Source organism: Phaeobacter sp. HF9A (genome assembly GCF_011806385.1).
In the GTDB taxonomy this organism is placed as follows: Bacteria; Pseudomonadota; Alphaproteobacteria; order Rhodobacterales; family Rhodobacteraceae; genus Epibacterium.
The window spans coordinates 1-21,227 of record NZ_JAATOX010000074.1 but is presented as its reverse complement, the minus strand read 5'-3'; the positions used below and the strand labels follow the sequence as shown (position 1 = coordinate 21,227).

Genomic DNA, 21,227 nt, shown 5'->3' with positions numbered 1-21,227 from the left:
TGCACCACAAGATCGAGATCGGAAAACACCGGGTCGCCGCCGAAGGTCAGCGAAATGCCGGTCATTTGAAGAAGAGGAATACGTGCCATGACAGCCGAGCTAAACCGGCGATGCTGGCGCGTCAATCGCAGAAGCGGCGGCCTGCGGATATGATGGCGATTTGCGAGGCTCTGCCTCGCGCTCCGGGATATTTTTGAAAAGATGAAAGGGGGCTCTCTGGGCACGACAGCGACCGCGCCGCCGACAGGCGGCGCGCCGGGCCCAACGGGAGCCATGGCATCTGTGATGCCTTGGCGACGGGCGGGAGAGCCTGCGCCCCAGCCTTCTACCCCTAGCCAGCCACCGCGCGCAGCAGGCGTTTGCGGGCGGGAGGAATGGCGCCAATCTCCAGCCCGGTAAAGACATGAAGCGTGTTCATATGGGTGTCGACCACCGCGTGATCGCTGACCCAGCCGCCCATCATCAGATAACTGCGCAGCAGCGGCGGCATGCGCAGCATCGCCTTTTTGGCATCCGGTTTGCGCCTTAGGCGCGCGGCGAAACGAAACACATTCTGCGCCTTTACACGCGGCAGCCAGCGCTTGGGCGCGAGATGGCGGTGTTTCAGCATGGCAAAAGCGTCAAGATAGTCTTTGGTCTCGGTCCCCGCAAAAGAGGCGCACCCAAACAACATCTGCACGTCGTTCTGATCCACATAGGTGGTCATCGCGCCCCAGGCCAGCCGCAGGATATCCGGGTCGGTCCAGGCGGGATGGATACAAAAGCGCCCCATCTCGATCATGCGCCCTTCGAACCCTTCCAGGGCCGAGAGATCGTAATACTGCGCGGAATAGCTGCGCGCGACCTCCGCCCCGCCCTGCAGCACCAGCATGCGAAAACAACAGACCAGCGCATCATTGCGTTTGTCTTCGACAAGCACATGCGCGCAATTGGCGTCAAAGGCATCGCTGTCGATCTGTGGGGTGCGAAAACACAGCGTGCGCAACGCCTGCGCCGCCGCGAGATCCGCAGGGGAATGGGCCAGCCTGGCCCGATAGCGCCCCTTGCTCAGGAGGATATGAGGCGCGTCGCCCGGGCGCGGCGCACAAGACGGAGCGGTCATTGCCGGGGTCTCCTCATGATCATGGTTGCTCAGCTTTCAATCACAGGGTCCAACACCCCGGCCACCCGCACGCGAGTCGGGGCATGGGTATCACGGAACATGTGACTCCCACGTGACGATGTCACCCCGGCGTTCGTGGAGCGCCGACGGCCTGCCCGACCCCCGGCCCTATTGCTGCAAAAAGCTGCCCGGGTTGATGTTGCCCAGGTTACCAACGAGCTGGCGCAGGAAGGTCTTGTCCTGGATGCTGGAATCGGTCACCCGGCGCTCCAGCGGTATGGCGCGGCCATCCGCCAGCGTATAGCGCTGCACGCTGTCCACCACGCCCCGGGAATCAAAGGTCACCGCCACCAGATCCCGCGAGACCACCTTCGGCGCCTTGCTGCCGTAATATTTCATCCGCGAGGTCACGTAATAGTACCCGCTGTCATCCGCCAGCGAGTCGATGGTGGGTTCGCCAACGGTTTCCGCAACCGAATCGCGGGTATCGACGCCCACGACCACCTCTCTCAGAAGGTCCGGCCCCGGCACCCAGCCATGCTTGCGATACTGAGCGGTGCAGGCCACAAGGCTGGTCAGTATCCCGACAAGAAACGCCGCCCGCAGTGAGGTTTTTACGGTCTTTGCCTTTGCAAACATATGCGTCCTTGCCCTTCGGGTTGATTAAGACTGAAGTCCCGATTACCTAAACCGGGCCTTTGGTTCAAGAAATGAAAGTGAATACGTGGTCTCTGATCCCTCCAAACCCGCCGCTTTTCGCGTCGCCGACCTGCCGCAAAACCGCATAACGCGGTTCACGCTCAGCCCTGAAAAGCCGGAGTTGCAGTCCCTGGCGGCGGAACTTGGCGTTGATGCCCTGCGTAAACTGCGCTTTGAGGGCGAGATCAGCGCGCGTGGCAAACGGGACTGGGCGCTGAGCGGCAAGCTCGGCTTTACCGTGGTGCAGCCCTGCGTGGTCACGCTGGAGCCGGTGACAACGCGTGTGGATACCGAGGTCCAGCGCCTGTTCCTTGCCCGTATCGACCTGCCGAGCGGCGAAGAAGAGGTCGAAATGCCCGAGGACGACAGCATCGAGCCTCTTGGCGAGGTGATCGACGCCTTTGAGGTGATGGTGGAAAGCGTTGCCCTGAACCTGCCGCAATATCCGCGCAAGCCCGGCGCCGAGCTGGGCCAGCATATCCACGCCGAGCCGGGCACCGCGCCGATGACCGACGAGGAAACCCGCCCCTTTGCAGGTCTGGCGGATCTGCTGAAGCCGGAGGATCCCGCCAAGGATTGACGCCACCCGCGGCAGGCTGGCATGGGCACAGGTCGCCCCTGATTTGCGCGGGCAGGATTTTCGCACTGGCCCTCTGCCCTGCGCTCTTTTAAAAAACCGCTTGCGCAGGTGAAGATTCGAAGTATTTTCGCGCGCTCATCGGAATTTTTGGTTGGACATCGGACAGGCGGCGTCCTAAACGCACGTCACACCGCCCGTCAGACCGATTGACACGGAAACATGAAACGCGCCCGACGGCATCTGCGCCCGACGGCCCCAGTAGACAAAGGTTGAGACATGGCTGTCCAACAGAACAAAGTATCCAAATCGCGCCGCAACAACCGCCGCGCGCACGATGCACTGGTTGCTGCAAACCCGAACGAGTGCTCCAACTGCGGTGAACTGCGTCGTCCTCACCACGTGTGCCCCTCCTGCGGCCACTATGACGACAAGGAAATCGTTGCTCAGGCCGACGAGATCGACCTGGACGAAGACGCAGCCTGAGTCAAAACGGGATCACGGATGCCAGGCAGGCACGCAGTCGCATGACGGGTAACACCGCTCCATCGCAGGCAAATGCCCGCCGCACCGTGATTTCGGTGGACGCCATGGGTGGTGACGCCGGGCCGGCCGTTGTGGTCGCCGGTGTCGCCAAATCCGCACAAAAGAACCCGGATATCGGGTTTCTTTTGCATGGCCCCATCGAGCAGCTAGAACCGCTCGTCGCCCGCAGGAAACACCTGAAGGGCCGGGTCGAGATTCGTGACGCACGCGATGTGGTCACGATGGAAGACAAACCCAGCCAGGTCATGCGCAACGGCAAGGGGACCAGCATGTGGTCCGCGCTTGAGGCCGTGCGCAGCGGCGAGGCGGCTGGCGTTGTCTCCTGCGGCAATACCGGCGCGCTGATGGCGCTGTCGATGCTGCGCCTGCGCAAATTGCCGGGGGTGAACCGTCCGGCGATTGCGATTCTCTGGCCCTCGCGCAATCCGCAGGGTTTCAACGTGATGCTGGATGTCGGGGCCGATGTGCGCGCCGATGCGCAGGATCTGTTGCAATATGCCCTGATGGGCACCTCCTACACCCGCAACTCGATGGACATCCCCAACCCTCGGGTGGGCCTGCTCAATGTGGGCACCGAGGAGCACAAGGGCCGCGCCGAGCTGAAAGAGGCGTATAACCTCATCGCCCAGAACGCCGAAAAGGCGAATTTCGAATTCGTCGGCTTTGTCGAAGGCAGCGATATTCCCGGCGATATCGCCGATGTGATCGTCACCGACGGCTTTACCGGCAATGTTGCGATCAAGACCGGCGAAGGCACCGCAAGCCTGTTGCGCTCTGCCATGCGAGATGCGTTTGAATATTCGATCCTGTCGCGGCTGGCTGCCCTGCTTGCCTATACCTCGCTGTCGCGGCTGTCCAAGCGGATCGACCCGCGACGCGTCAACGGCGGGATCTTTCTCGGCCTCAACGGCACCGTTGTGAAATCCCATGGCGGCGCCGATGCCACCGGTGTTTCGGCCGCGATAAAACTGGCATTTCTGCTGGCGAATCAAGGATTTGCGGAAAAGCTCGCAGCCCGGGTTGCATCCGCCGTAGAGCTTGCCCAAGATGACGCGACGTCCGCCACCGCGCGGAGCCCGGACGATTCTAAATCCGGGAGCAAGGAATAGAAGGCAGGCAACGAATGACGCGACGCGCAGTGGTGATTGGCGCAGGGCACTACCTCCCCGAACGCATTGTTGAAAACGCGGAATTCGAGGCCACGCTGGAGACCTCAGACGAATGGATTCGCTCCCGTTCCGGTATCGAGCGGCGCCATTTCGCCGCCGAGGGCGAAACCACATCGAATATGGCCACCCGCGCCGCCGAGGCCGCGCTCAAGGCCGCAGGCCGCAGTGCCGCGGATGTGGACGCCATCGTGGTCGCCACCTCCACCGCCGATCTCACCTTTCCATCTGCCGCCACCATGGTTCAGGCGCAGCTCGGCATGACTTCCGGCTTTGCCTTTGACGTTCAAGCGGTCTGTGCGGGCTTTGTCTATGCGCTCGCCAATGCCAACGCGCTGATCGCCTCCGGCCAGGCAGAACGCGTGCTGGTGATCGGGGCCGAGACCTTCTCGCGCATCATGGACTGGACCGATCGTTCGACCTGCGTGTTGTTCGGCGATGGCGCCGGTGCGCTGCTGCTGGAAGCCCAGGAAGGCGAAGGTACCAGCGACGACCGTGGCATTCTGGCCACCGACCTGAACTCCGACGGGCGCTACAAGGATCTGCTTTATGTGGACGGCGGCGTCTCGACCCAGAACACCGGCCATCTGCGCATGCAGGGCAATCAGGTCTTCCGCCATGCCGTGGAAAAGCTTGCAAAAACCGCCCATACCGCGCTGGAGCGCGCCGGGGTTGGCACCCAGGATGTGGACTGGATCGTGCCCCATCAGGCCAATATCCGCATCATTCAGGGCACCGCCAAGAAAATGGGCCTGCCTATGGACAAGGTGGTCGTGACCGTTCAGGATCACGGCAATACCTCCGCCGCGTCGATCCCGCTGGCTCTCTCGGTCGGGGCAGCTCGTGGCCAGATCAAACCCGGCGATCTCCTGGTGACCGAAGCCATCGGCGGCGGGCTGGCTTGGGGTGCTGTGGTATTACGGTGGTAATCCGGCCTAAACGGCAGCTTGCAATTCATTGATATTGACAGTGAAATTACCCTCACCCTATTGTTTTTAGAAACAACGGGGATGGCAATGACAGAAAAAACGATTACCAGAATGGACCTGAGCGAGGCCGTGTTCCGCGAGGTCGGCCTGTCACGCAACGAAAGCGCGCAGCTGGTCGAGAGCATGCTGCAACATATGTCCGATGCGCTGGTGCGCGGCGAGCAGGTCAAGATCTCGTCCTTTGGCACCTTCAGCGTGCGTGATAAATCCGCCCGCGTCGGCCGCAATCCGAAGACAGGCGAAGAGGTCCCGATCCAGCCGCGCCGGGTGCTGACCTTCCGCCCGTCTCACCTGATGAAAGACCGCGTCGCCGAGGGCAACCGGAAGTAAACTTTCCCCGTGTAAACAGGCCAGACCGGTGTTGTACCTGTCTGGACTGCGCCGGATGGAAACGATAGAAATTCGCCCGCTGGGACACCCCGGCAGCAATCAAAGGGTCGCCATATGTCCAAGTCTCCTGACGCCTTTCGCACCATCAGCGAAGTCGCGGATTGGCTGGAGATACAGGCCCATGTGCTGCGATTCTGGGAAAGCAAGTTCACTCAGGTCAAACCGGTGAAACGCGCGGGCGGGCGTCGCTACTACCGCCCCTCCGACATGCTGCTGCTCGGCGGCATTCAGCATCTGCTGCATGACAAGGGCCTGTCGATCAAAGAGGTCCAGGCGCTGATCCGGGAACAGGGCGTGCAGCATGTGCAGGACCTGTCCAAACCCCTCGATCCCGAAGAAGCCGAGCAAGAGGCCGACACGCCGCCGCCCAGCAAATGGGCTGATCCGGCAGAGCAAGACACGCAAAAGCCCCGCCCCAAGCCGGTGGACCGGGATCCCCTGGAGGAAGAGCCGCAACAGGTTGCGCGCAAAGCAGCGCCGCCAACGCCACCGCCCTTCTCTCCCCCTGCGCCCGCCCCGTCTCCCGCACCCCCGGCGTCAGATTCGGTTTCGAATGCAACGGAGGCCACGGCGGGGCCTGCCGAGACCACAGAAGCGCCCGCACCAGAGGGGCCAGAAGCCACCGCGTCGATGACTGCCGCCACTGGGGAAATGCCCCCACAGCCCGGCGGCGACATGGCGGCCGCGGAGCTTTCAGCCTCTGATGTCCCGGCTGCTGCACCCGCAAGCGCCCTGCCCGCCGAGCCGCAGCCCTCCCAGACGCCGCCGGAACCCAGCGCGGATACAGCGGCGCATCCGACAGCCGATGCAGACGAGCGCGCCCAGCCTCAGCAGCCGCCGGTGCCCGCTGGGCAAATCGCGATGCCGCTTGACCTGCCCGATGCCGCCCCGCCGGCGCGTGACCTGCCGCATTCTACCGCCAGCGCGCCCCGCTCGGCCAGCCCCACGCCCGCGATCCCCGGCCAGCAGGACTTTTTTGGCGCCCCGGACGTGGCCGAATCTGACCTGCCGCCCGCCACTCCCGAGAGCGCGCCCAGCCCCACATCGCCAGAACCGCTTTCCCCGCCGTTGGAGCCCGCCGCTGATCACGATTTTGCAACGCCCCCCCCGACAGCGATTGAGCCAGGCGTCGCAGAAGGCGTCGCAGAAGAGGGCCCCGGCGCCCCCCAGGAGGAGACCGACGCCGCGGACGACAGCCATCATGCGCCTCTGACGACGCCGGACGCCGCGCCAGTCGCCCCACCAGAGCCCATCACCGCGGAGGAGGCGCATCTGGTCGAGGATGATGGCGCCGCAGCGGCAGATCTTCCAGCGGATGACAGCGCCGCCTACCCCTCTGACCCGGATCAGCCCGCTGCCCCAGTGCTCGCCGAGCCGCGCGCCGATGCGCCTGCCTCAGAGGTCACAGACCAGCTTGCCGCCGCAATGGCCCAGGCGGCTCTGGTCGATGAGCCGCCGCATGAGAGCGGCGATACCGCAACAACCCCGCTGGACCTGCCTGATCTGAAACCAGATCCCGACGCTCCCGCCGCACCGACTGAAGACGCCCTGGCTGCGCCGCCCGCCCCGGCTGAGGATGGCTCTGCGCCAATGGCCCCCGCCTTCCCAAGCGCCGACATGCCCGAAGCTGCGGATGACGACATAGATGCCGACGTGGCGGAGCGCGCCGATCACACCGATCCCACCGACGCGCCCGCCGAGAGCCCTCTCAACGCCCAGCAGCAGATGGCGCCCGACGACGATACAGTCGAGCCAATGCCGCCGCTTGCGCCTGCCGCAACGCCGCAACCGGAGGCGGACAGCAGCGCCGGGGGCGCGATGAGTGCCGGCGTGCTGTCGCGGCTCTCCGCGTTGGAGCACCTGCCGCCCGACGCGCGCGGCGCACTGGCCGAGATCGTTCGCGACCTGCGCAACTGCCTGTCCTGAGGGGGATTCCGCGCTTTTTCCCTCTGCATTGGCTCCTGTTTTAAAAACCTGTCAAAAAACACAGAATCGCCCTTGCCCCCGCCGCAAAAAGCGGTAGAAAGCCCCTCAACGGGCTATGGCGCAGCCTGGTAGCGCGTCCGTCTGGGGGACGGAAGGTCGCAGGTTCGAGTCCTGCTAGCCCGACCATATCAAAACGCCCGAGCGGTCAACGCTCGGGCGTTTGTGTATCCGCTGCCTGCCTTGTCGTTGGTTTTCAAAGGATTTTCCCACCAACCCCAACAAGGCGATTGAGGCATAAGGCAATTTGCGTCAGCATCCCCTGGATCAGATGACGCCATCAGGGGGAACGGCAGATGACCGGTGTTTTGCCCAGCCAGACGATCGAAACCATGCTAGCCCGGCAAGAGATCAAACTCGCCGCGCCCTTGCTCGATGGTCAGATCCAGCCCGCCAGCCTTGATTTGCGCCTCGGCACCGTGGCCTACCGCGTGCGCGCGTCTTTCCTCGCCGGTCAGGGCCGCACCGTCGCAGAGCGGCTGCAAGAGTTCGAAATGCACCGCATCGACCTCCGCGAAGGGGCGGTATTGGAAAAGGGCTGCGTCTATCTGGTGCCGTTGATGGAATCGCTGGATCTGCCCGCCCATGTGACCGCCGTCGCCAATGCCAAGAGCTCCACCGGGCGACTGGATCTGCTGACCCGCACCATCACCGATGGCGGCGAGGAATTCGACCGCATTCGCGCCGGCTACAGCGGCCCGCTTTATGCCGAGATCTGCCCGCGCTCCTTTTCGGTGCTGGCCCGCCCCGGCATGCGGCTCAATCAGATCCGCTTCCGCGATGGCCAGTCGGTGCTGGATGACGACACGCTGCGCGCGCTGCATGCGCGCACACCGCTGGTCGATGGCGACGCGGTGATCGAGGACGGGCTTGGCTTTTCCGTCGATCTGCGCCTGCCCGGCACCGATCTGGTCGGCTATCGCGCCAAGCCGCATACCGGCGTCATCGACCTGGAGCGCATCGGCGTCTACGACCCCCGCGACTACTGGGAGGAAGTGCGCAGCGACAACGGCCATATCATCCTCGACCCCGGCGCGTTTTATATTCTGGTGAGTCGCGAAGCGGTGCATATCCCGCCGCAATACGCCGCCGAAATGGCCCCCTATCTGGCCATGGTGGGCGAGTTCCGGGTGCATTACGCGGGGTTCTTTGACCCTGGGTTCGGCCATGCCGCCGCCGGGGGGGCCGGGTCGCGCGGGGTGCTGGAGGTGCGCTGCCACGAGGCGCCCTTTGTGCTGGAACACGGGCAGGTGGTGGGCCGTCTGGTCTATGAACGCATGGCCGAGCTGCCGCAGCAGCTTTATGGTGCGGGGATTGCCTCGAACTATCAGGGACAGGGGCTGAAACTCTCCAAACATTTCAAGACGCCGAGCTGACTCGCCCCGCGCCAAAGGCCGCCCTGCACAGGCGTGCAATGGCTTGACCCTGCGAGGCGTGGCTGTAACAAGATGCGCGCGGGTGTCTCATCCGCCGTTGCCCCCTGTTAGGTTCCCTGCCATGCCCAGCTCTGCCCCGCCGCTCTGGATTTCCATTGCAACGCTGATGTGCGCCATCGCCATTGTCGGCACCAATGCTCTGTTGCTGTCGCCGCTGGTGCAGAGCGTCGGCGCCGATCTTGGCGCCAGCCCGGCGCGGGTGCTTTGGGCCGCCAGCGGTTACGGGCTTGGGGTGGCCGCCGCGGCGCTGCTGCTGGCCCCACTGGGCGACCGGATCGGCAGCGGGCGGCTGCTGCGCATGTCCCTGGTGGCGCTGGTGCTTGGCTTTGTCAGCAGCGCGCTTGCGCCCTCGCTAGTGGCGCTCATCGCGGCGCAGGGTCTCTGCGGGCTTGCCGGCGGCGCGGCGCTGCCCTCGATCTATACAATGGCGGCGGTGATTGCCCCAAAGGGGCGCGAGGCGCGCGTGGTGGGCGCAGTGCTCACCGGCTGGACCCTCTCGCTGGTCCTGGGCGTCAGCCTCGCCGCCTGGAGCGCGGATCTGATCGGCTGGCGCATGATCTACGCGGTTTTGGCAGGGCTTTGCGCCCTCGTCTGGGCGCTCAGCGGCCCTCTGGCGCGGCTGGACACGCCCGACGGCGGCACTGCCAGCTCGCCGCTCAGCGCTCTGCGGGTCAAGGGCATGGGGCGCGGCATTCTGGCCTCGGTCGGCTTGATGCTGAGCTTCTACGTCACCTATTCCTACACCGGCGCCCATGCCACGCTGGCGCTTGGGCTCAGCACCGGTCAGGCCGGGCTCGTGCCGCTGATCTACGGGCTGGGTTTTGGCGGCGCCGTGTTACTGGACCCGCTGCTGGACCGCATCGGCATGGCGCGCGCCACCACGCCGGTTTTTGTTGGGCTGGCGCTGGTCTATCTCGCCATGGGGGCGCTCAACGGCAGCTATCCGCTGTTTCTGGCGCTGGCGGTGCCATGGGGGATTTTCCAGCATTTTGCGCTGAACCTGCTGGTGGCCCGGCTCACGGCGCTGGATCCGCGTCAGCGCGGCGCCATCATGGGGATTTATTCCACCAGCACCTATCTCTGTGTGTTTGCCGCGCCCTTTGTTGGCGGGCTCGGCTATCAGATGCTGGGAATTCTGGGCTGCGTGCTGATCTCTGCCGCGCTGACCACAATGGAGGCGATAGAGGCGCTCAGCCTCAGGCGCGGTGGCCTTATTGGTTCTGATCCTGTTCGGCCCGACGTGCCCGACGCGCCTGCCTGATTTCGCGAATGCGCTCGCGCTCTGCCTGCTCTTCCGGGCTCGGCTGCGCGCGCCCCTTGCCGCCGCGCCTGGAAAAGGCGTTGATGCCCGCATCGACGCTGGCGTTCACCGCGCGGCCAATCAGGCGGCGCAGTATCATCTGTATGATCCGGTCAAATCCCATGGGTTCTCTCCCCTCGGTTTACGTCCCGCTTTGGCGGCGGGCACGGCGCGCCCGTGGATACAGCGCGACTGCGGCGATTTCTTGACATATCCGCAGCGCGCGCGCCTGTTTCAATCCCCGAACAGCTCTGGCTGCTCCTCGTCGTGATGATCCTCGCGCTCTTCGCCCTGCCCCAGAGCCATCGCCCCCGGCGGCGGGCGGTTTTCCAAAAGGCCCGCGGCGCGCAGCTCCTTCAGCCCCGGCAAATCCCGCGCGCTCTCCAGCCCGAAATGATCCAGGAACACCGGCGTCACCACAAAGGTCACCGGCCGCCCCGGCGTCATCTTGCGCCGCCCGAGCCGGATCCATTCCATCTCCAGCAGCTGGTCAATGGTGCCCCGCGACACGGAAACCCCGCGGATTTCCTCGATCTCGGCCCGGGTCACCGGCTGATGATAGGCAATGATCGCAAGCGTCTCGATCGCCGCACGCGAGAGCTTGCGGGTCTCGACCGTCTCCTTCTGCATCAAAAAGCCAAGATCCGGCGCCGTGCGCATCGCCCAGGCATCGCCCACCTGCACCACCCGCACCCCGCGCCCCTCGTAGCGTTTGCGCAGATATTCCAGCGCCTCCACCGGGTTGCAGCCATGCGGCATGCGCGACACCAGATCGCGCACCGTCACCGGCTCGGCGCTGGCAAAAAGCACCGCCTCCACCATGCGCTCCTGCTCCGCCATCGGGGGCGCGTCAAACAGGCTGTCGCGCGCCTGCTCCTTTGCCTCCGCAGCCACGCTGCTATAGTCCACGCCGTCGTTCATTCCTGTTCCTCTGGCCGGTTGCGCAGTTGAATGGGCGCAAATGACTCGCTCTGGCGGATTTCCATCTTCCCTTCCTTCACCAATTGCAAAGAGGCCGCAAAGGTCGCCGCCGTCGCCGAGCGCCGCTTTACCGGATCGCTGTGCCAGCCATCCGGCAGGTAGCTCAGCATATCGGTCCAGCTGCCGGTAAAGCCCAAAAGCCCCCGCATCCGCTCCAGCGCCTCTTCCATGGTGTAGACGCTGTCGCGGTCCATCACAAAGGGGCGAAAGTCATCCTTGGTGCGGATGCGCGCATAGCCCTGCATCAGATCCAGAAGATTCGCCGTATAGGTCACCGTCTTGATGCGCTGCATGTCTTCGCTCTGACCGCGGGCAAAGAAATCCCGCCCCAGCCGGTCCCGCCCCATCAGCCGCGCCGCCATGTCGCGCATCGCCTGCAACCGTTCCAGCTGGAAGGCCAGATGCGCCGCCAGTTCCTCGCCCGAGGGGCCCTCCTCGCTCGTGTCCGGCGGCAGCAGCAGCCGCGATTTCAGAAAGGCCAGCCAGGCCGCCATCACCAGATAATCGGCGGCCAGCTCGATGCGCAGCTCCTTGGCCTTCTCGACAAAGCTCAGATACTGCCGCGCCAGCTCGTAGACCGAGATCTGGCGCAGGTCCACCTTCTGCGTGCGCGAGAGCGTCAGCAACAGATCCAGCGGCCCCTCATAGCCCTCGACATCCACGACAAGAGCCTCGGCCTCCAGCCGTTCCGCGACCGAAACCGGCCCCTCATTCGGGAATAGCGTGTCGCTGTCAGCCATAAACCTGTCCGCCCATGAGGGCAGATAGTTCCGCTTCAGCGGCCTCTGTGTCAAGCGGCTGCGGGCTGTCACGCCAGGCCAGCGCCGCCTCGGCGCGGCGTTGCGCGAGCTCTGTCATCCGCCCGGCGGCCTCGGCCACGGCGGCACGTTCGGCCAGGGGTGCATTGCACAATAGCGCCACGTCACAGCCCGCCTCCAGCGCCTGTCGGGCCAGATCGTGGGGCGCCCCCTTCAGCGCTTTCATCGAGATATCATCGGTCATCACCAGACCGTTATAGCCGATTTCGTGCCGGATGACCTCCATCATCACCGGCGACAGCGTCGCGGGCCGGTCATCAAAGGCGTCATAGACCAGATGCGCGGTCATCGCCATCGGCAGATCGGCAAGCTCCGCAAAGGCCTGAAAATCCACATCCCGCAGCACCTCAGCCGGGGCGGTCACATGAGGCAGGTCAAGGTGGCTGTCCAGGGTGGCGCGGCCATGGCCGGGGATATGTTTCATCACCGGCAGCACGCCGCCATCCAGATGCCCCTCGGCGGTTGCCCGGGCGAAGGCCACCACGGCCTCCACGTCGGCCCCATAGCAACGGTTGCGCAAGAACGGATGGGTGTCCTTGGTGGCGATATCGGCCAGCGGCGCGCAGTTGCTGTCGATGCCGAGCGCGTGCAGCTCCGCCGCGATCAGCCGGGCGCGCAGATACATCGCCCGCAGCGGATCCGAGGCGCGCGCCACATGGTCGAGCGCCGGTTGCCATTGCCGCCAGCGCGGGCCGCGCAGCCGCTGCACCCGGCCGCCTTCCTGGTCTATGGTGATCAGGCAATCATGCCCTGCCGCCGTGCGCAGCTCGTCGCAGAGCGCGCGAATCTGATCGGGGCTGTCGATATTGCGGGCAAAGAGGATAAAGCCGAAAGGCGCTGCCTCGCGGAACAGCGCCTTTTCATCCGCAGAGAGCCGCAGCCCCTCCGCATCGAGGATCGTCGCGCCAAACCGCATCAGCGCATCGACACCGGGATACAATCGGCATTGCCCGCCACCAGTGCGGAACAGAAGCGGCGCGCGTCCGACAGATCGTCAAACCCATGCGCGCGCAGCCGATAGAAGATCCGACCGCCGCTTTCGGCGCGTTGAACAACCCGCTGTTTGCCTTCAAAGAATTCACCGAATCGCGCGCTGATCCGGGTCCATTCGCTACGCGCCACCTCGGCGCTTTCATAGGCGCCCAGCTGCGCCAGTCGCGTGCCCACGGCAAGGCTCGCCGGGTCGATCTCGGTGGTGCGCGGCGCTGCGGCACTGTCTGCCACGGCAGGAGCCGGGGTAAAGCGCGCCGGGCGCACCCGCGGGCGCAGGGTTTCACGCACACCGGGCGCATTGCGAATCGCCGCCGGAATCTGCGTCGCACCAGCCACCGAAGAGGCGGAGGTCAGCTCTGACATGCCAGCGCCGGCGGAGGTCTCTTGCAGATCCTCCAGCGGCACCGCGCCTTCGGTCAGGCTGGCCACCAGCGCGTCGATATCACTGCTGCGCCGCTCGATCGGCGTCATCAACTCGGCAGCCTCGGCGGCGGCCAGCTCGGCGCTCTCCTCGGCGGCATATTCCGCCTCAAGCGCGGCCTCGGCCTCGGCGGCTTGGGTCAATGTCGGGACGGGCTGGTCGTCTTCCGTAAGGGCAATCGTCTCGGGGGCCAGGCGCAATGTATCTGCGGGCGCCTCAGCGGTGCCATTTGCGGCCACCGCATTCACCGCCAGCCCCTGATGGTTGGCCATCTCGCCGCCCGGATCCTCGGGCGCGACGCGCATCGGACCGGCCACCGCGCTGACCACCGGAACGCCGCTCACATCGCGCATGATCAGCTTGTAGCCCCAGACAGAGATCGCCGCGACCAGCGCCAATGATGCCGCTGCGCCCAGAAACACCGCCATCCGGCCCAGCTCGCCGCGCGCCGCAGGCTCGGGCGCAAACAGCGCCTCCTCGTCCGCAGCATAGCCATCTCCGTAATCGCCAACGTAATCATACCCCGCCTCCGGGTAGCGATCCGCAGCGGAAAACTGCGCCGCGCCAGCGGAACTCGCACCGGAAAACGTGCCGATCGACACGCTTGGCGTCTGGCTCAGGCCGAAATTCGGAAAGGAGGTCTCGGCAACGGGTTCCTGCATGGGCGCAGGTTCCGCCACCGGCGCAGGCCCCCGTGAATATTGATGAGAGGAGAAAGGATCAAATGCGCTGCCACCGGACTCGCCGTCGCCGTTAGATGAGGGAGCCCGCGCGCCCACCTGTGCAAAATACGCCATATCCGCCTCACTGCCCTATGCCACCCGCAGCCCGCCATCGTTTCGGGCGGGGTGCACAGGTGCGTCGGGTCTCTTGTTCTGCCTCGGACCAGCGGTTCGGGTGACTTTGGCGTCACATCTCCTGCGCTGGTTTGACGCCAAGAATACCAAGCCCGGCGGAAATGACAATGGAAACGGCCCGGGCCAGCGCCAAATTGGCATGTGTTGCCGATTGGCTGCTCTCGTTAACAAAACGTAAACTTTTGTCGCTTTTGCCAAGGTGATAGAGCGCATGCAGATCAGACGCCAAATCATAGAGGAAAAAGGCGATCCGATGCGGTTCATTGCTGCGCGCGGCGATTTCCACCTGGCGCGGCCACTCGGCAATTTTTCGCGCAACCGCCAGCTGCGCCTCATGATCCAGCAGGCTGAGATCCGCCGCCGCCAGGGTGGCGTCATCGCAGGCAACACCGGCCTCGGTGGCCTTGCGCAGGGTCGAGTTGATCCGCGCATTGGCATATTGCACGTAAAAGACCGGGTTGTCCTTGGATTGCTCCAGCGCCTTGTCGAGATCAAAGTCGAACCCCTGATCGTTCTTGCGCGTCAGCAGCATGAAGCGGGTCACATCCGCGCCCACGGCCTCCACCACGTCGCGCAGGGTGACAAAGGTGCCGGCCCGTTTGGACATCTTGAATTCCTGGCCGTCCTTGAACAGTTTGACCAGCTGGCAGAGCTTCACATCCAGCGGCACGCGGCCGTCAGACAGCGCCGAAACCGCCGCTTTCATCCGTTTGACATAGCCACCGTGGTCGGCACCAAAGATGTCGATCAGCTCGTCAAAGCCCCGGCTCACCTTGTCATAATGATAGGCGATATCCGGCGCGAAATAGGTCCAGCCGCCATCGGATTTCTTCACCGGACGGTCCACATCGTCGCCGTGATCGGTGGATTTGAACAGGGTTTGCTCGCGCGGCTCCCAATCCTCGGGCTTCTTGCCCTTTGGCGGCTCCAGCACACCCTCATAGATCAGCCCCTTGTCATCGAGGCTCTTGAGCGCGGCCTCGATCTTGCCGGTGCCATAGAGGGATTTTTCCGAGTAGAAGACATCCATCTCGACGCCCAGAAGCGCCAGATCCTCGCGGATCAGATCCATCATCATCTCGGTCGCGAAATTGCGCAGCTCTTCCAGCCAGACGTCCTCGGGCTGGCCGACGAATTGATCGCCGTATTTCTCTTTCAGCGCGACGCCCACATCCTTGAGGTATTCGCCCGGATAGGTGCCATCGGGGAATTCAACGCTCTGGCCGTGCGCCTCCAGATAGCGCAGATAGGCCGAGCGCGCGAGCACATCGACCTGCGCGCCGCCATCGTTGATGTAATATTCGCGGGTGACGTCATAGCCGGCATAATCCAGCAGGCTCGCCAGCGCGTCGCCAAAGACCGCGCCCCGCGTGTGCCCCACGTGCAGAGGCCCGGTCGGGTTGGCGGAGACATATTCCACGTTGACGCGTTTGCCCTGCCCCATGTCGGAGCGGCCATAGCCCGTGCCCTCGCTCAGCGCCTTGCCGAGGATCGACTGCCAGACAGAGCGATCCAGCCGCAGGTTCAGGAACCCCGGCCCGGCAACCTCGGCCACGCTCACCCGGCTGTCCGCGCCGAGCTTGGCGGCCAGCGCCTCGGCAATGTCGCGCGGTTTCATCTTTGCGGGCTTGGCCAGCACCATCGCCGCATTGGTCGCCATGTCCCCATGCGCGGCATCGCGGGGCGGCTCTACTGCCACATTGGCAAAATCAAGCCCCTCCGGCAGGGCCCCTTCGGCCGTCATGGCCGCAAGGCTGTCGATCACAAGCGTACGGATATCGGTAAAGAGGTTCATGTCTGGCGTCCCATTGGTATCAACCCCAGCGGATACCGAGGGGCGCGCTCAGGGTCAACCGGAGAACGCAGAAGCGCGCCGGACAAAGGGGGCCAGCCCCCTCGCGCCCCTTGGGCGCTCACCCCCGGGATATTTTCGGTTAGAAGAAGGAACACAGCGGCCCGTCTTTCTTCTAACCTCAAATATCCCGGAGCGCGAGGCAGAGCCTCGCTTGGGCTTATGCTTCAAGGTCGAGCTGCTCATAGAGTTGCAAGGCAAAGCGATCCGTCATCCCCGCGATATAATCCGACACGATCCGTGCGCGATCCTGATCGTTTTTTGCCGCGCGCAGATCCTCGTGCCAGCGTTCCGGCATCGCCATGGGCTGCGCCAGGTAACAGGCGAACAGGGCCTTGACCACCTTTGATACCCGGGCGCGCACCTCCATCACCGAGGGGGCGCGGTACATGCGGGCAAAGAGGAATGCGCGGATTTCCTTGAGCTGGGCCCAGATTGCGGGGGAGAAGCTCACCACCGCATGATCCAGCGCCCGGACCTCTTCCACCGATTGTGCACCGGAGGCCATGAGCTTCTGGCGGGCGGTGTCGATCACATCGCCCACCATGACGCCGAACACCCGGCGCAGCGCCTCGTGGCGGCGGCGGCTGACATCGAGGCCGGGGTATTTTGCGTCCACCTCTGCATAGGCCGGACCGATGATCGGCAGGGCGCAGATGTCGTCATCGCTGAACAATCCCGCCCGCAGCCCGTCGTGCAGATCGTGGTTGTTATAGGCAATATCATCGGACAGAGCCGCCACCTGCGCCTCGGCGCTGGCATGGGTGTGCAGCTCCAGATCGAGCTGCGCATTGCAGGCCGCCAGCGCCCAGGGCAGTTCGCCGAGCACCGGGCCATTGTGCTTGGCGATGGCTTCCAGCGTCTCCCAGGTGAGGTTCAGCCCGTCAAACTCGGCATAGTGTTTTTCCAACGCGGTGACGATGCGGATCGCCTGGGCATTGTGATCGAACCCGCCATAGGGCGCCATCATCTCGTGCAGCGCATCCTCGCCGGTATGGCCAAAGGGCGTATGTCCCAGATCATGGGCCAGCGCCACCGCCTCAGTCAGTTCCTGATTGAGCCCCAGCGCCCCGGCGATGGTCCGCCCCACCTGCCCCACTTCGATCGAATGGGTCAGCCGGGTGCGGTAATTGTCGCCCTCATGTTCGACAAAGACCTGCGTCTTGTGCTTGAGCCGCCGAAAGGCGCTGGCGTGGATGATCCGGTCCCGGTCGCGCTGATAGGGCGAGCGAAAGCTGCTCTCTTCCTCCGGGACCTGCCGGCCGCGAGAGCGATCCGGCAATGTGGCATAGGGCGCGTACATGGCTTTATTCCTCGGAAATCTCATGCGAAATCTTGTGCCGCGCGCGCACCTTTCTATATTTAGGGTAACGCTGCAACACGCCATCGGAGAAAACCCAGATGCACCTGCCCCCAAAAGTGACGGAACGCGCCTTTGACCGGCTTGCCGAGATCGGCGCCGCGGATCAGGGCCAGGCGCTGCGCATCGCGGTCGAGGGCGGCGGCTGTTCCGGCTTTCAGTATGAAATCGCGCTGGACGCCCCCAAATCCGACGACCTGGTATTGGAGGGCAAGGGGCAGAAAGTCGTGGTCGATGAGGTCTCGCTGCCGTTTCTGGAAAACGCGGTGATTGATTTCACCGAAGAGCTGATCGGCGCGCGCTTCACCATCGAGAACCCAAATGCCACCTCCAGCTGCGGCTGCGGCACGTCGTTTTCCATGTAAACCGCCCATTCTGTTGATCGCACCAAAAGGGGCGGGCGCCGGCGGGTATCGGCGCGGCGCGCCTCACCGCGTGGATTGGCTCGGCTCGCATCGCTGCAATCGCAGGGAGCGCGCAATCCGGTGACCGCGCACCATGGGCGTCGATGTCATGATCGCCGTGGATTTTGCCACCGCACGGCCAACCCGGATGCGATCCCAGATCAGGAACAGCCCGGAGATGGCCACGACCACCATGCCCAGATAGGTGCTCGGGTGCGGGGTCTCGCCAAAAAACATCAACCCAATCAGCGCCATCCAGACAAATTGCAAATTCAGGAGCGGCGTCACCGTGTAGGCGGGCAAGACCCGCAGTGCCAGCACCAGCAACCAGCGCGCAGCAAACAGCACCACCGCATAAGAGACCGCCCAGCCCCAGTCGCTGCCCGCCATGGGGCGCCAGACAAAGGGCAGAATGCAGAGCATCACCAGCCCCAGCGTCAAATTCGGATAAAACACCTGCGCCAGCACGTTGTTTTCATGGCCGCTGATATAGCGCGCCATGACGATCGAGAAGGTTCCAAAGAACACGCCCCCGATCGCCAGCGCCGATCCGGTCACCCCCCCCACGCTCACCCCCGGCTGCATCACCAAGAGCCCAATGGTGCCAAGGGCAAGCGCCAGCCAGACGCTCGGCCCGATGCGCTCCTTGAGGATCAGCCCCGACATCATCGCCGCCAGCAACGGCATCAGCGCGATGAACACAAAGACCTCGGCCAGCGCCAAATAGCGAAAGGCATAGTAGAAACAGGTCACGGCCAAGACCGTCGCGCCAGAGCGCAGCGCCATCGCGCGGGGACAGGTCGTGCCAAGCCGCGCCGGATCGCCCTGCACCCGGCTCACGATGGCGCATAGCGTCGCCACCAAGAGGCCAGAGACCGCAAACAGCTGCGCCGAAGCAAAGCCGGAGGACATCAGCTTTGCGATCCCGTCCGCCGTGGCGATCAGCCCCGTATAGACCAGAACGGCCAGCACGCCCGGGATCAAAGACCTCATGCAGCGCCCACCTGGCCAAATCTCGCAAAGGTCTCAAAGAACGGCTCAAAGACCTCGGTACTGCCTTCGGCGCCACGCAGGATCGCGGCCTCCTCTGCACTGAGAACGCCCAGAAGTTGTGAGCGCAGATGGCTCCAGCCGCCCCGCCCCTGATCCAGCAATGTATATAGTGCCATGGATACACCTCTCAACGCCCCAAGACGCCCTGGCCCATCAAACCTGATCATGCCCCTGCATTGTGCATGAGAAAAGGCCTCACGTCCAACCTGAAGTTGTAGCCAATTGCACATTAAATACGGATGGTAGTCATCCATACCACCATGCCCCTGCCCCTCTTGCAGCGCAAACCCCCGCGTATGCTGCTCCAGCCAGCCCTGCCAATCGGCGGGGGGCTGTTCACCGCAGAACCGCAGCGCGATGCAGATTTCCGCAAGAAGATCCGCGTCTTGGTCCAGATAGGCGATCAACCCGGCAAACAGCAGGCTCTGGCGTTCCTCGGGGTCCAGCGCCAGCGGCGCGCGGCCATATTCGCTGAGGTAAAACACCACATGGGTCAGCTCATAGGCGGCCTTGCGGTTGGGCACGGCAAAGGCGGTGCTGTTGCGCATGAAGGCCCTCAGCCGGTCGCTCAGCCCCTCGGTGCCGTTCAGATCAACCCCTCGGCGTGCCAGCAACCGGCGGGCCTCGGCCCGTTGCAGGTCCGACAGCTCGCTCTCGGCGACACCCTGGCCCGCGATCCACTCCGCCATCACCGCCCCCCGCTCGCCGGGCACGCCGAGCGCCTCAAGATCGAGGCAGATCGACAGAATAAAACGATAATATTGGCGGAAAAAATTAAGATGCCTCAGGCTTCCTTCATAAAAAGGAAGCAGCTGTGATAAATCGCATTCTTTTATTTTACAATCTGAGGTTTCCAATACATTGAGAAGCTCTGCATTCTCTTTCAGCCAGAGCACATCCAGCCTTTCGCGGCGAAATGACGCGAAGCTGTCAATCAGATTCGATACATTCCCGCGCCCCCCGCGCGCCTGCGCATTCGCAAAAGACAGAACCTGTCCCATTCGACACCCGATCAATTAACATATTCGAAAACCGTGACAATGGGCCCGAGATCACGGACCCATCGCCATCCGGTGAGATTACTTCGACGCAGGCTGGCAGGTCGAAGACACCATTTGCGTCGCATCGCCCTTGTGCATATCGGTCTCGGCACCGGAAATACACGTTGAGCTATAGAGAGATACATGTTCACCAGCGAACTCATCGCCAAGGCAGGTCGAGCTGAACAGCCCCACATTCTCGCCGGTGAAAGCACCGGTTTCCATCTCGACGACAGCGGTTTGTTTTTTCAGAGCAGCCATGGCTTTTCCCCTTCTGGATTAACAACATCCAAAGCCTGCCACCAATTCAAAAACAATCAAGGCAATAATAAATGATGATATATAAAAATTTACAAATACAACATTAACTCCGCCCATTAGAAAATTGTTATTCGAAAGCAATTCGACTTGCACACAGGATATCCACGAATATATTCACACGCACAAGAATGCAAAACGTCAATACAATCACCTAGGGTTGTACGTATATAATTGCGGCACTGCTCAATACCGCGAGCCTTTTTGCCCCAGCGCGACGGCAAAGCGATTCTCTGGCAGCGCTTGCAGCAGACTCGGATTTCAGCGATAGAACGACGACCGCAGCGCAGCACGGAGACGACCATGAAGATCGCCAGTTTCAACATCAACGGCATCAAGGCCCGCATCAATGCGCTGGGGGACTGGCTGGATGAGGCGCAACCGGATGTCGCCGTGCTGCAAGAGATCAAGTCGGTCGACGAGGCCTTCCCGCGCGACATGTTCGAGGATCGCGGCTATAACGTGGAAACCCACGGGCAGAAGAGCTTCAACGGCGTGGCGATCCTGTCAAAACTGCCGCTGGAGGATGTGCGTCGCGGGTTGCCCGGCGACGACAGCGACGAACAGGCCCGCTGGATCGAGGCCACGGTGGTGGGGAAACGGGCGCTGCGGATCTGCGGGCTCTATTTGCCCAATGGCAACCCGGTGGAGCTGGACGAAAGCGGCGCACCCGTGGCGGGGGGCAAATACGCCTATAAACTTGCCTGGATGGAACGCCTGAAGGCCCGCGCCGAGGCGCTGATCGCGGAGGAGACGCCGGCGCTGATGGCTGGCGATTACAATATCATCCCGCAGGCGGAGGACGCAAAGCGCCCCGAGGCCTGGCGCGAGGATGCGCTGCACCGCCCCGAGAGCCGCGCCGCCTATCAGCGGATCGTGAACCTGGGCTTCACCGACGCCTTTCGCGCCCGCACCCGCGGCCCCGGTCACTATAGTTTCTGG

General features: G+C 63.6%; 23 protein-coding genes and 1 tRNA gene. 12 read left to right on the top strand and 12 right to left on the bottom strand.

Annotation, left to right across the window (positions count from 1 at the left end; all coding sequences use genetic code 11):
- Positions 1–197 (top strand): hypothetical protein (locus tag HCZ87_RS20875; RefSeq protein ID WP_217701962.1); only part of this gene is annotated, 197 nt, incomplete at its 5' end.
- Between the two features lie 134 nt (positions 198–331).
- Here HCZ87_RS20875 and HCZ87_RS13510 read toward each other — a convergent pair.
- Together HCZ87_RS13510 and HCZ87_RS13505 are read right to left on the bottom strand one after the other, a co-directional pair.
- The gene (locus tag HCZ87_RS13510) at positions 332–1,102 is read right to left on the bottom strand and encodes a GNAT family N-acetyltransferase (protein ID WP_167644407.1); all 771 of its coding nucleotides are present in this window, start codon (positions 1,100–1,102) and stop codon (positions 332–334) included.
- 168 nt (positions 1,103–1,270) lie between these two features.
- On the bottom strand, positions 1,271–1,741 hold the full coding sequence (locus tag HCZ87_RS13505; RefSeq protein ID WP_167644406.1) for an outer membrane protein assembly factor BamE: 471 nt from the start codon (positions 1,739–1,741) through the stop codon (positions 1,271–1,273).
- A gap of 85 nt (positions 1,742–1,826) precedes the next feature.
- Between HCZ87_RS13505 and HCZ87_RS13500 the strand changes: the two genes are divergently transcribed.
- From HCZ87_RS13500 to HCZ87_RS13460, 9 genes are all read left to right on the top strand, one after another.
- A complete protein-coding gene (locus HCZ87_RS13500) occupies positions 1,827–2,381 on the top strand; it encodes a DUF177 domain-containing protein (protein WP_167644405.1) in 555 nt (184 codons plus the stop codon).
- A 276-nt stretch (positions 2,382–2,657) separates the two neighbouring features.
- Complete coding sequence (gene rpmF, locus HCZ87_RS13495) at positions 2,658–2,864, top strand: 50S ribosomal protein L32 (RefSeq protein ID WP_005623419.1); 207 nt, start codon at positions 2,658–2,660, stop codon at positions 2,862–2,864.
- Between the two features lie 41 nt (positions 2,865–2,905).
- Positions 2,906–4,033, top strand: a complete 1,128-nt coding sequence (plsX, locus tag HCZ87_RS13490) for a phosphate acyltransferase PlsX (protein ID WP_167644404.1) — start codon at positions 2,906–2,908, stop codon at positions 4,031–4,033.
- A gap of 14 nt (positions 4,034–4,047) precedes the next feature.
- Entirely contained in the window at positions 4,048–5,019 is a 972-nt protein-coding gene (locus HCZ87_RS13485; protein WP_167644403.1) for a beta-ketoacyl-ACP synthase III, read from the top strand.
- A gap of 87 nt (positions 5,020–5,106) precedes the next feature.
- A complete protein-coding gene (gene ihfA / locus HCZ87_RS13480) occupies positions 5,107–5,409 on the top strand; it encodes an integration host factor subunit alpha (protein WP_167644402.1) in 303 nt (100 codons plus the stop codon).
- A gap of 114 nt (positions 5,410–5,523) precedes the next feature.
- Positions 5,524–7,395 (top strand): MerR family transcriptional regulator, encoded by a 1,872-nt coding sequence (locus tag HCZ87_RS13475; protein ID WP_167644401.1) that lies wholly within the window; start codon positions 5,524–5,526, stop codon positions 7,393–7,395.
- A 109-nt stretch (positions 7,396–7,504) separates the two neighbouring features.
- A tRNA-Pro gene (locus HCZ87_RS13470) sits at positions 7,505–7,581 on the top strand.
- A 167-nt stretch (positions 7,582–7,748) separates the two neighbouring features.
- Positions 7,749–8,828: a 2'-deoxycytidine 5'-triphosphate deaminase gene (locus HCZ87_RS13465; RefSeq protein ID WP_167644400.1), complete on the top strand. Its 1,080-nt coding sequence runs from the start codon at positions 7,749–7,751 to the stop codon at positions 8,826–8,828.
- Positions 8,829–8,949: 121 nt separating this feature from the next.
- A complete protein-coding gene (locus HCZ87_RS13460; RefSeq protein WP_167644399.1) occupies positions 8,950–10,149 on the top strand; it encodes an MFS transporter in 1,200 nt (399 codons plus the stop codon).
- Here the strand turns inward: HCZ87_RS13460 and HCZ87_RS13455 are convergent.
- The 7 genes from HCZ87_RS13455 to HCZ87_RS13425 form a co-directional block, all read right to left on the bottom strand.
- On the bottom strand, positions 10,100–10,288 hold the full coding sequence (locus tag HCZ87_RS13455; RefSeq protein WP_368484124.1) for a hypothetical protein: 189 nt from the start codon (positions 10,286–10,288) through the stop codon (positions 10,100–10,102). The two genes, HCZ87_RS13460 and HCZ87_RS13455, sit on opposite strands and share 50 nt — an antisense overlap.
- A 134-nt stretch (positions 10,289–10,422) precedes the next feature.
- Positions 10,423–11,109 (bottom strand): SMC-Scp complex subunit ScpB, encoded by a 687-nt coding sequence (gene scpB, locus HCZ87_RS13450; protein ID WP_167644397.1) that lies wholly within the window; start codon positions 11,107–11,109, stop codon positions 10,423–10,425.
- On the bottom strand, positions 11,106–11,909 hold the full coding sequence (locus HCZ87_RS13445) for a ScpA family protein (RefSeq protein ID WP_167644396.1): 804 nt from the start codon (positions 11,907–11,909) through the stop codon (positions 11,106–11,108). Before HCZ87_RS13445 ends, scpB begins: the two co-directional genes overlap by 4 nt.
- Positions 11,902–12,903 carry a beta-N-acetylhexosaminidase gene (gene nagZ, locus HCZ87_RS13440; protein WP_167644408.1) on the bottom strand — a complete coding sequence of 334 codons (1,002 nt, stop codon included), beginning with the start codon at positions 12,901–12,903 and terminating at the stop codon, positions 11,902–11,904. The genes HCZ87_RS13445 and nagZ overlap by 8 nt, the downstream gene beginning before the upstream one ends.
- Entirely contained in the window at positions 12,903–14,063 is a 1,161-nt protein-coding gene (locus HCZ87_RS13435) for an SPOR domain-containing protein (protein ID WP_254868642.1), read from the bottom strand. The genes nagZ and HCZ87_RS13435 overlap by 1 nt, the downstream gene beginning before the upstream one ends.
- 247 nt (positions 14,064–14,310) lie before the next feature.
- Positions 14,311–16,053 (bottom strand): arginine--tRNA ligase, encoded by a 1,743-nt coding sequence (gene argS / locus HCZ87_RS13430; protein ID WP_167644394.1) that lies wholly within the window; start codon positions 16,051–16,053, stop codon positions 14,311–14,313.
- 217 nt (positions 16,054–16,270) lie between these two features.
- Positions 16,271–17,413, bottom strand: coding sequence for a deoxyguanosinetriphosphate triphosphohydrolase (locus HCZ87_RS13425; RefSeq protein WP_167644393.1), 1,143 nt, complete (start codon positions 17,411–17,413; stop codon positions 16,271–16,273).
- Positions 17,414–17,511: 98 nt separating this feature from the next.
- On the opposite strand from HCZ87_RS13425, the gene HCZ87_RS13420 reads away from it, so the two are divergent.
- The gene (locus HCZ87_RS13420; RefSeq protein WP_167644392.1) at positions 17,512–17,835 is read left to right on the top strand and encodes an iron-sulfur cluster assembly accessory protein; all 324 of its coding nucleotides are present in this window, start codon (positions 17,512–17,514) and stop codon (positions 17,833–17,835) included.
- A gap of 63 nt (positions 17,836–17,898) precedes the next feature.
- On the opposite strand, the gene HCZ87_RS13415 is transcribed toward HCZ87_RS13420, so the two are convergent.
- The 3 genes from HCZ87_RS13415 to HCZ87_RS13405 all read right to left on the bottom strand — a co-directional run bounded on the left by HCZ87_RS13415 (position 17,899) and on the right by HCZ87_RS13405 (position 20,228).
- Positions 17,899–18,867, bottom strand: a complete 969-nt coding sequence (locus HCZ87_RS13415) for a DMT family transporter (RefSeq protein ID WP_167644391.1) — start codon at positions 18,865–18,867, stop codon at positions 17,899–17,901.
- Positions 18,864–19,640, bottom strand: a complete 777-nt coding sequence (locus tag HCZ87_RS13410; RefSeq protein ID WP_254868641.1) for a hypothetical protein — start codon at positions 19,638–19,640, stop codon at positions 18,864–18,866. The genes HCZ87_RS13415 and HCZ87_RS13410 overlap by 4 nt, the downstream gene beginning before the upstream one ends.
- Positions 19,641–20,006: 366 nt before the next feature.
- Complete coding sequence (locus HCZ87_RS13405) at positions 20,007–20,228, bottom strand: DUF6749 family protein (protein WP_167644389.1); 222 nt, start codon at positions 20,226–20,228, stop codon at positions 20,007–20,009.
- A gap of 360 nt (positions 20,229–20,588) precedes the next feature.
- Between HCZ87_RS13405 and HCZ87_RS13400 the strand changes: the two genes are divergently transcribed.
- Positions 20,589–21,227 (top strand): exodeoxyribonuclease III (locus tag HCZ87_RS13400; RefSeq protein ID WP_167644388.1); only part of this gene is annotated, 639 nt, incomplete at its 3' end.

Bases quoted from the DNA above. Each gene is read 5' to 3' on its own strand.
- HCZ87_RS13510 (WP_167644407.1), bottom strand. From the start codon at position 1,102: ATGACCGCTCCGTCTTGTGCGCCGCGCCCGGGCGACGCGCCTCATATC.
- HCZ87_RS13505 (WP_167644406.1), bottom strand. From the start codon at position 1,741: ATGTTTGCAAAGGCAAAGACCGTAAAAACCTCACTGCGGGCGGCGTTT.
- rpmF (WP_005623419.1), top strand. From the start codon at position 2,658: ATGGCTGTCCAACAGAACAAAGTATCCAAATCGCGCCGCAACAACCGC.
- plsX (WP_167644404.1), top strand. From the start codon at position 2,906: ATGACGGGTAACACCGCTCCATCGCAGGCAAATGCCCGCCGCACCGTG.
- HCZ87_RS13485 (WP_167644403.1), top strand. From the start codon at position 4,048: ATGACGCGACGCGCAGTGGTGATTGGCGCAGGGCACTACCTCCCCGAA.
- ihfA (WP_167644402.1), top strand. From the start codon at position 5,107: ATGACAGAAAAAACGATTACCAGAATGGACCTGAGCGAGGCCGTGTTC.
- HCZ87_RS13475 (WP_167644401.1), top strand. From the start codon at position 5,524: ATGTCCAAGTCTCCTGACGCCTTTCGCACCATCAGCGAAGTCGCGGAT.
- HCZ87_RS13465 (WP_167644400.1), top strand. From the start codon at position 7,749: ATGACCGGTGTTTTGCCCAGCCAGACGATCGAAACCATGCTAGCCCGG.
- HCZ87_RS13460 (WP_167644399.1), top strand. From the start codon at position 8,950: ATGCCCAGCTCTGCCCCGCCGCTCTGGATTTCCATTGCAACGCTGATG.
- HCZ87_RS13455 (WP_368484124.1), bottom strand. From the start codon at position 10,288: ATGATACTGCGCCGCCTGATTGGCCGCGCGGTGAACGCCAGCGTCGAT.
- scpB (WP_167644397.1), bottom strand. From the start codon at position 11,109: ATGAACGACGGCGTGGACTATAGCAGCGTGGCTGCGGAGGCAAAGGAG.
- HCZ87_RS13445 (WP_167644396.1), bottom strand. From the start codon at position 11,909: ATGGCTGACAGCGACACGCTATTCCCGAATGAGGGGCCGGTTTCGGTC.
- nagZ (WP_167644408.1), bottom strand. From the start codon at position 12,903: ATGCGGTTTGGCGCGACGATCCTCGATGCGGAGGGGCTGCGGCTCTCT.
- HCZ87_RS13435 (WP_254868642.1), bottom strand. From the start codon at position 14,063: ATGCAGGAACCCGTTGCCGAGACCTCCTTTCCGAATTTCGGCCTGAGC.
- argS (WP_167644394.1), bottom strand. From the start codon at position 16,053: ATGAACCTCTTTACCGATATCCGTACGCTTGTGATCGACAGCCTTGCG.
- HCZ87_RS13425 (WP_167644393.1), bottom strand. From the start codon at position 17,413: ATGTACGCGCCCTATGCCACATTGCCGGATCGCTCTCGCGGCCGGCAG.
- HCZ87_RS13420 (WP_167644392.1), top strand. From the start codon at position 17,512: ATGCACCTGCCCCCAAAAGTGACGGAACGCGCCTTTGACCGGCTTGCC.
- HCZ87_RS13415 (WP_167644391.1), bottom strand. From the start codon at position 18,867: ATGAGGTCTTTGATCCCGGGCGTGCTGGCCGTTCTGGTCTATACGGGG.
- HCZ87_RS13405 (WP_167644389.1), bottom strand. From the start codon at position 20,228: ATGGCTGCTCTGAAAAAACAAACCGCTGTCGTCGAGATGGAAACCGGT.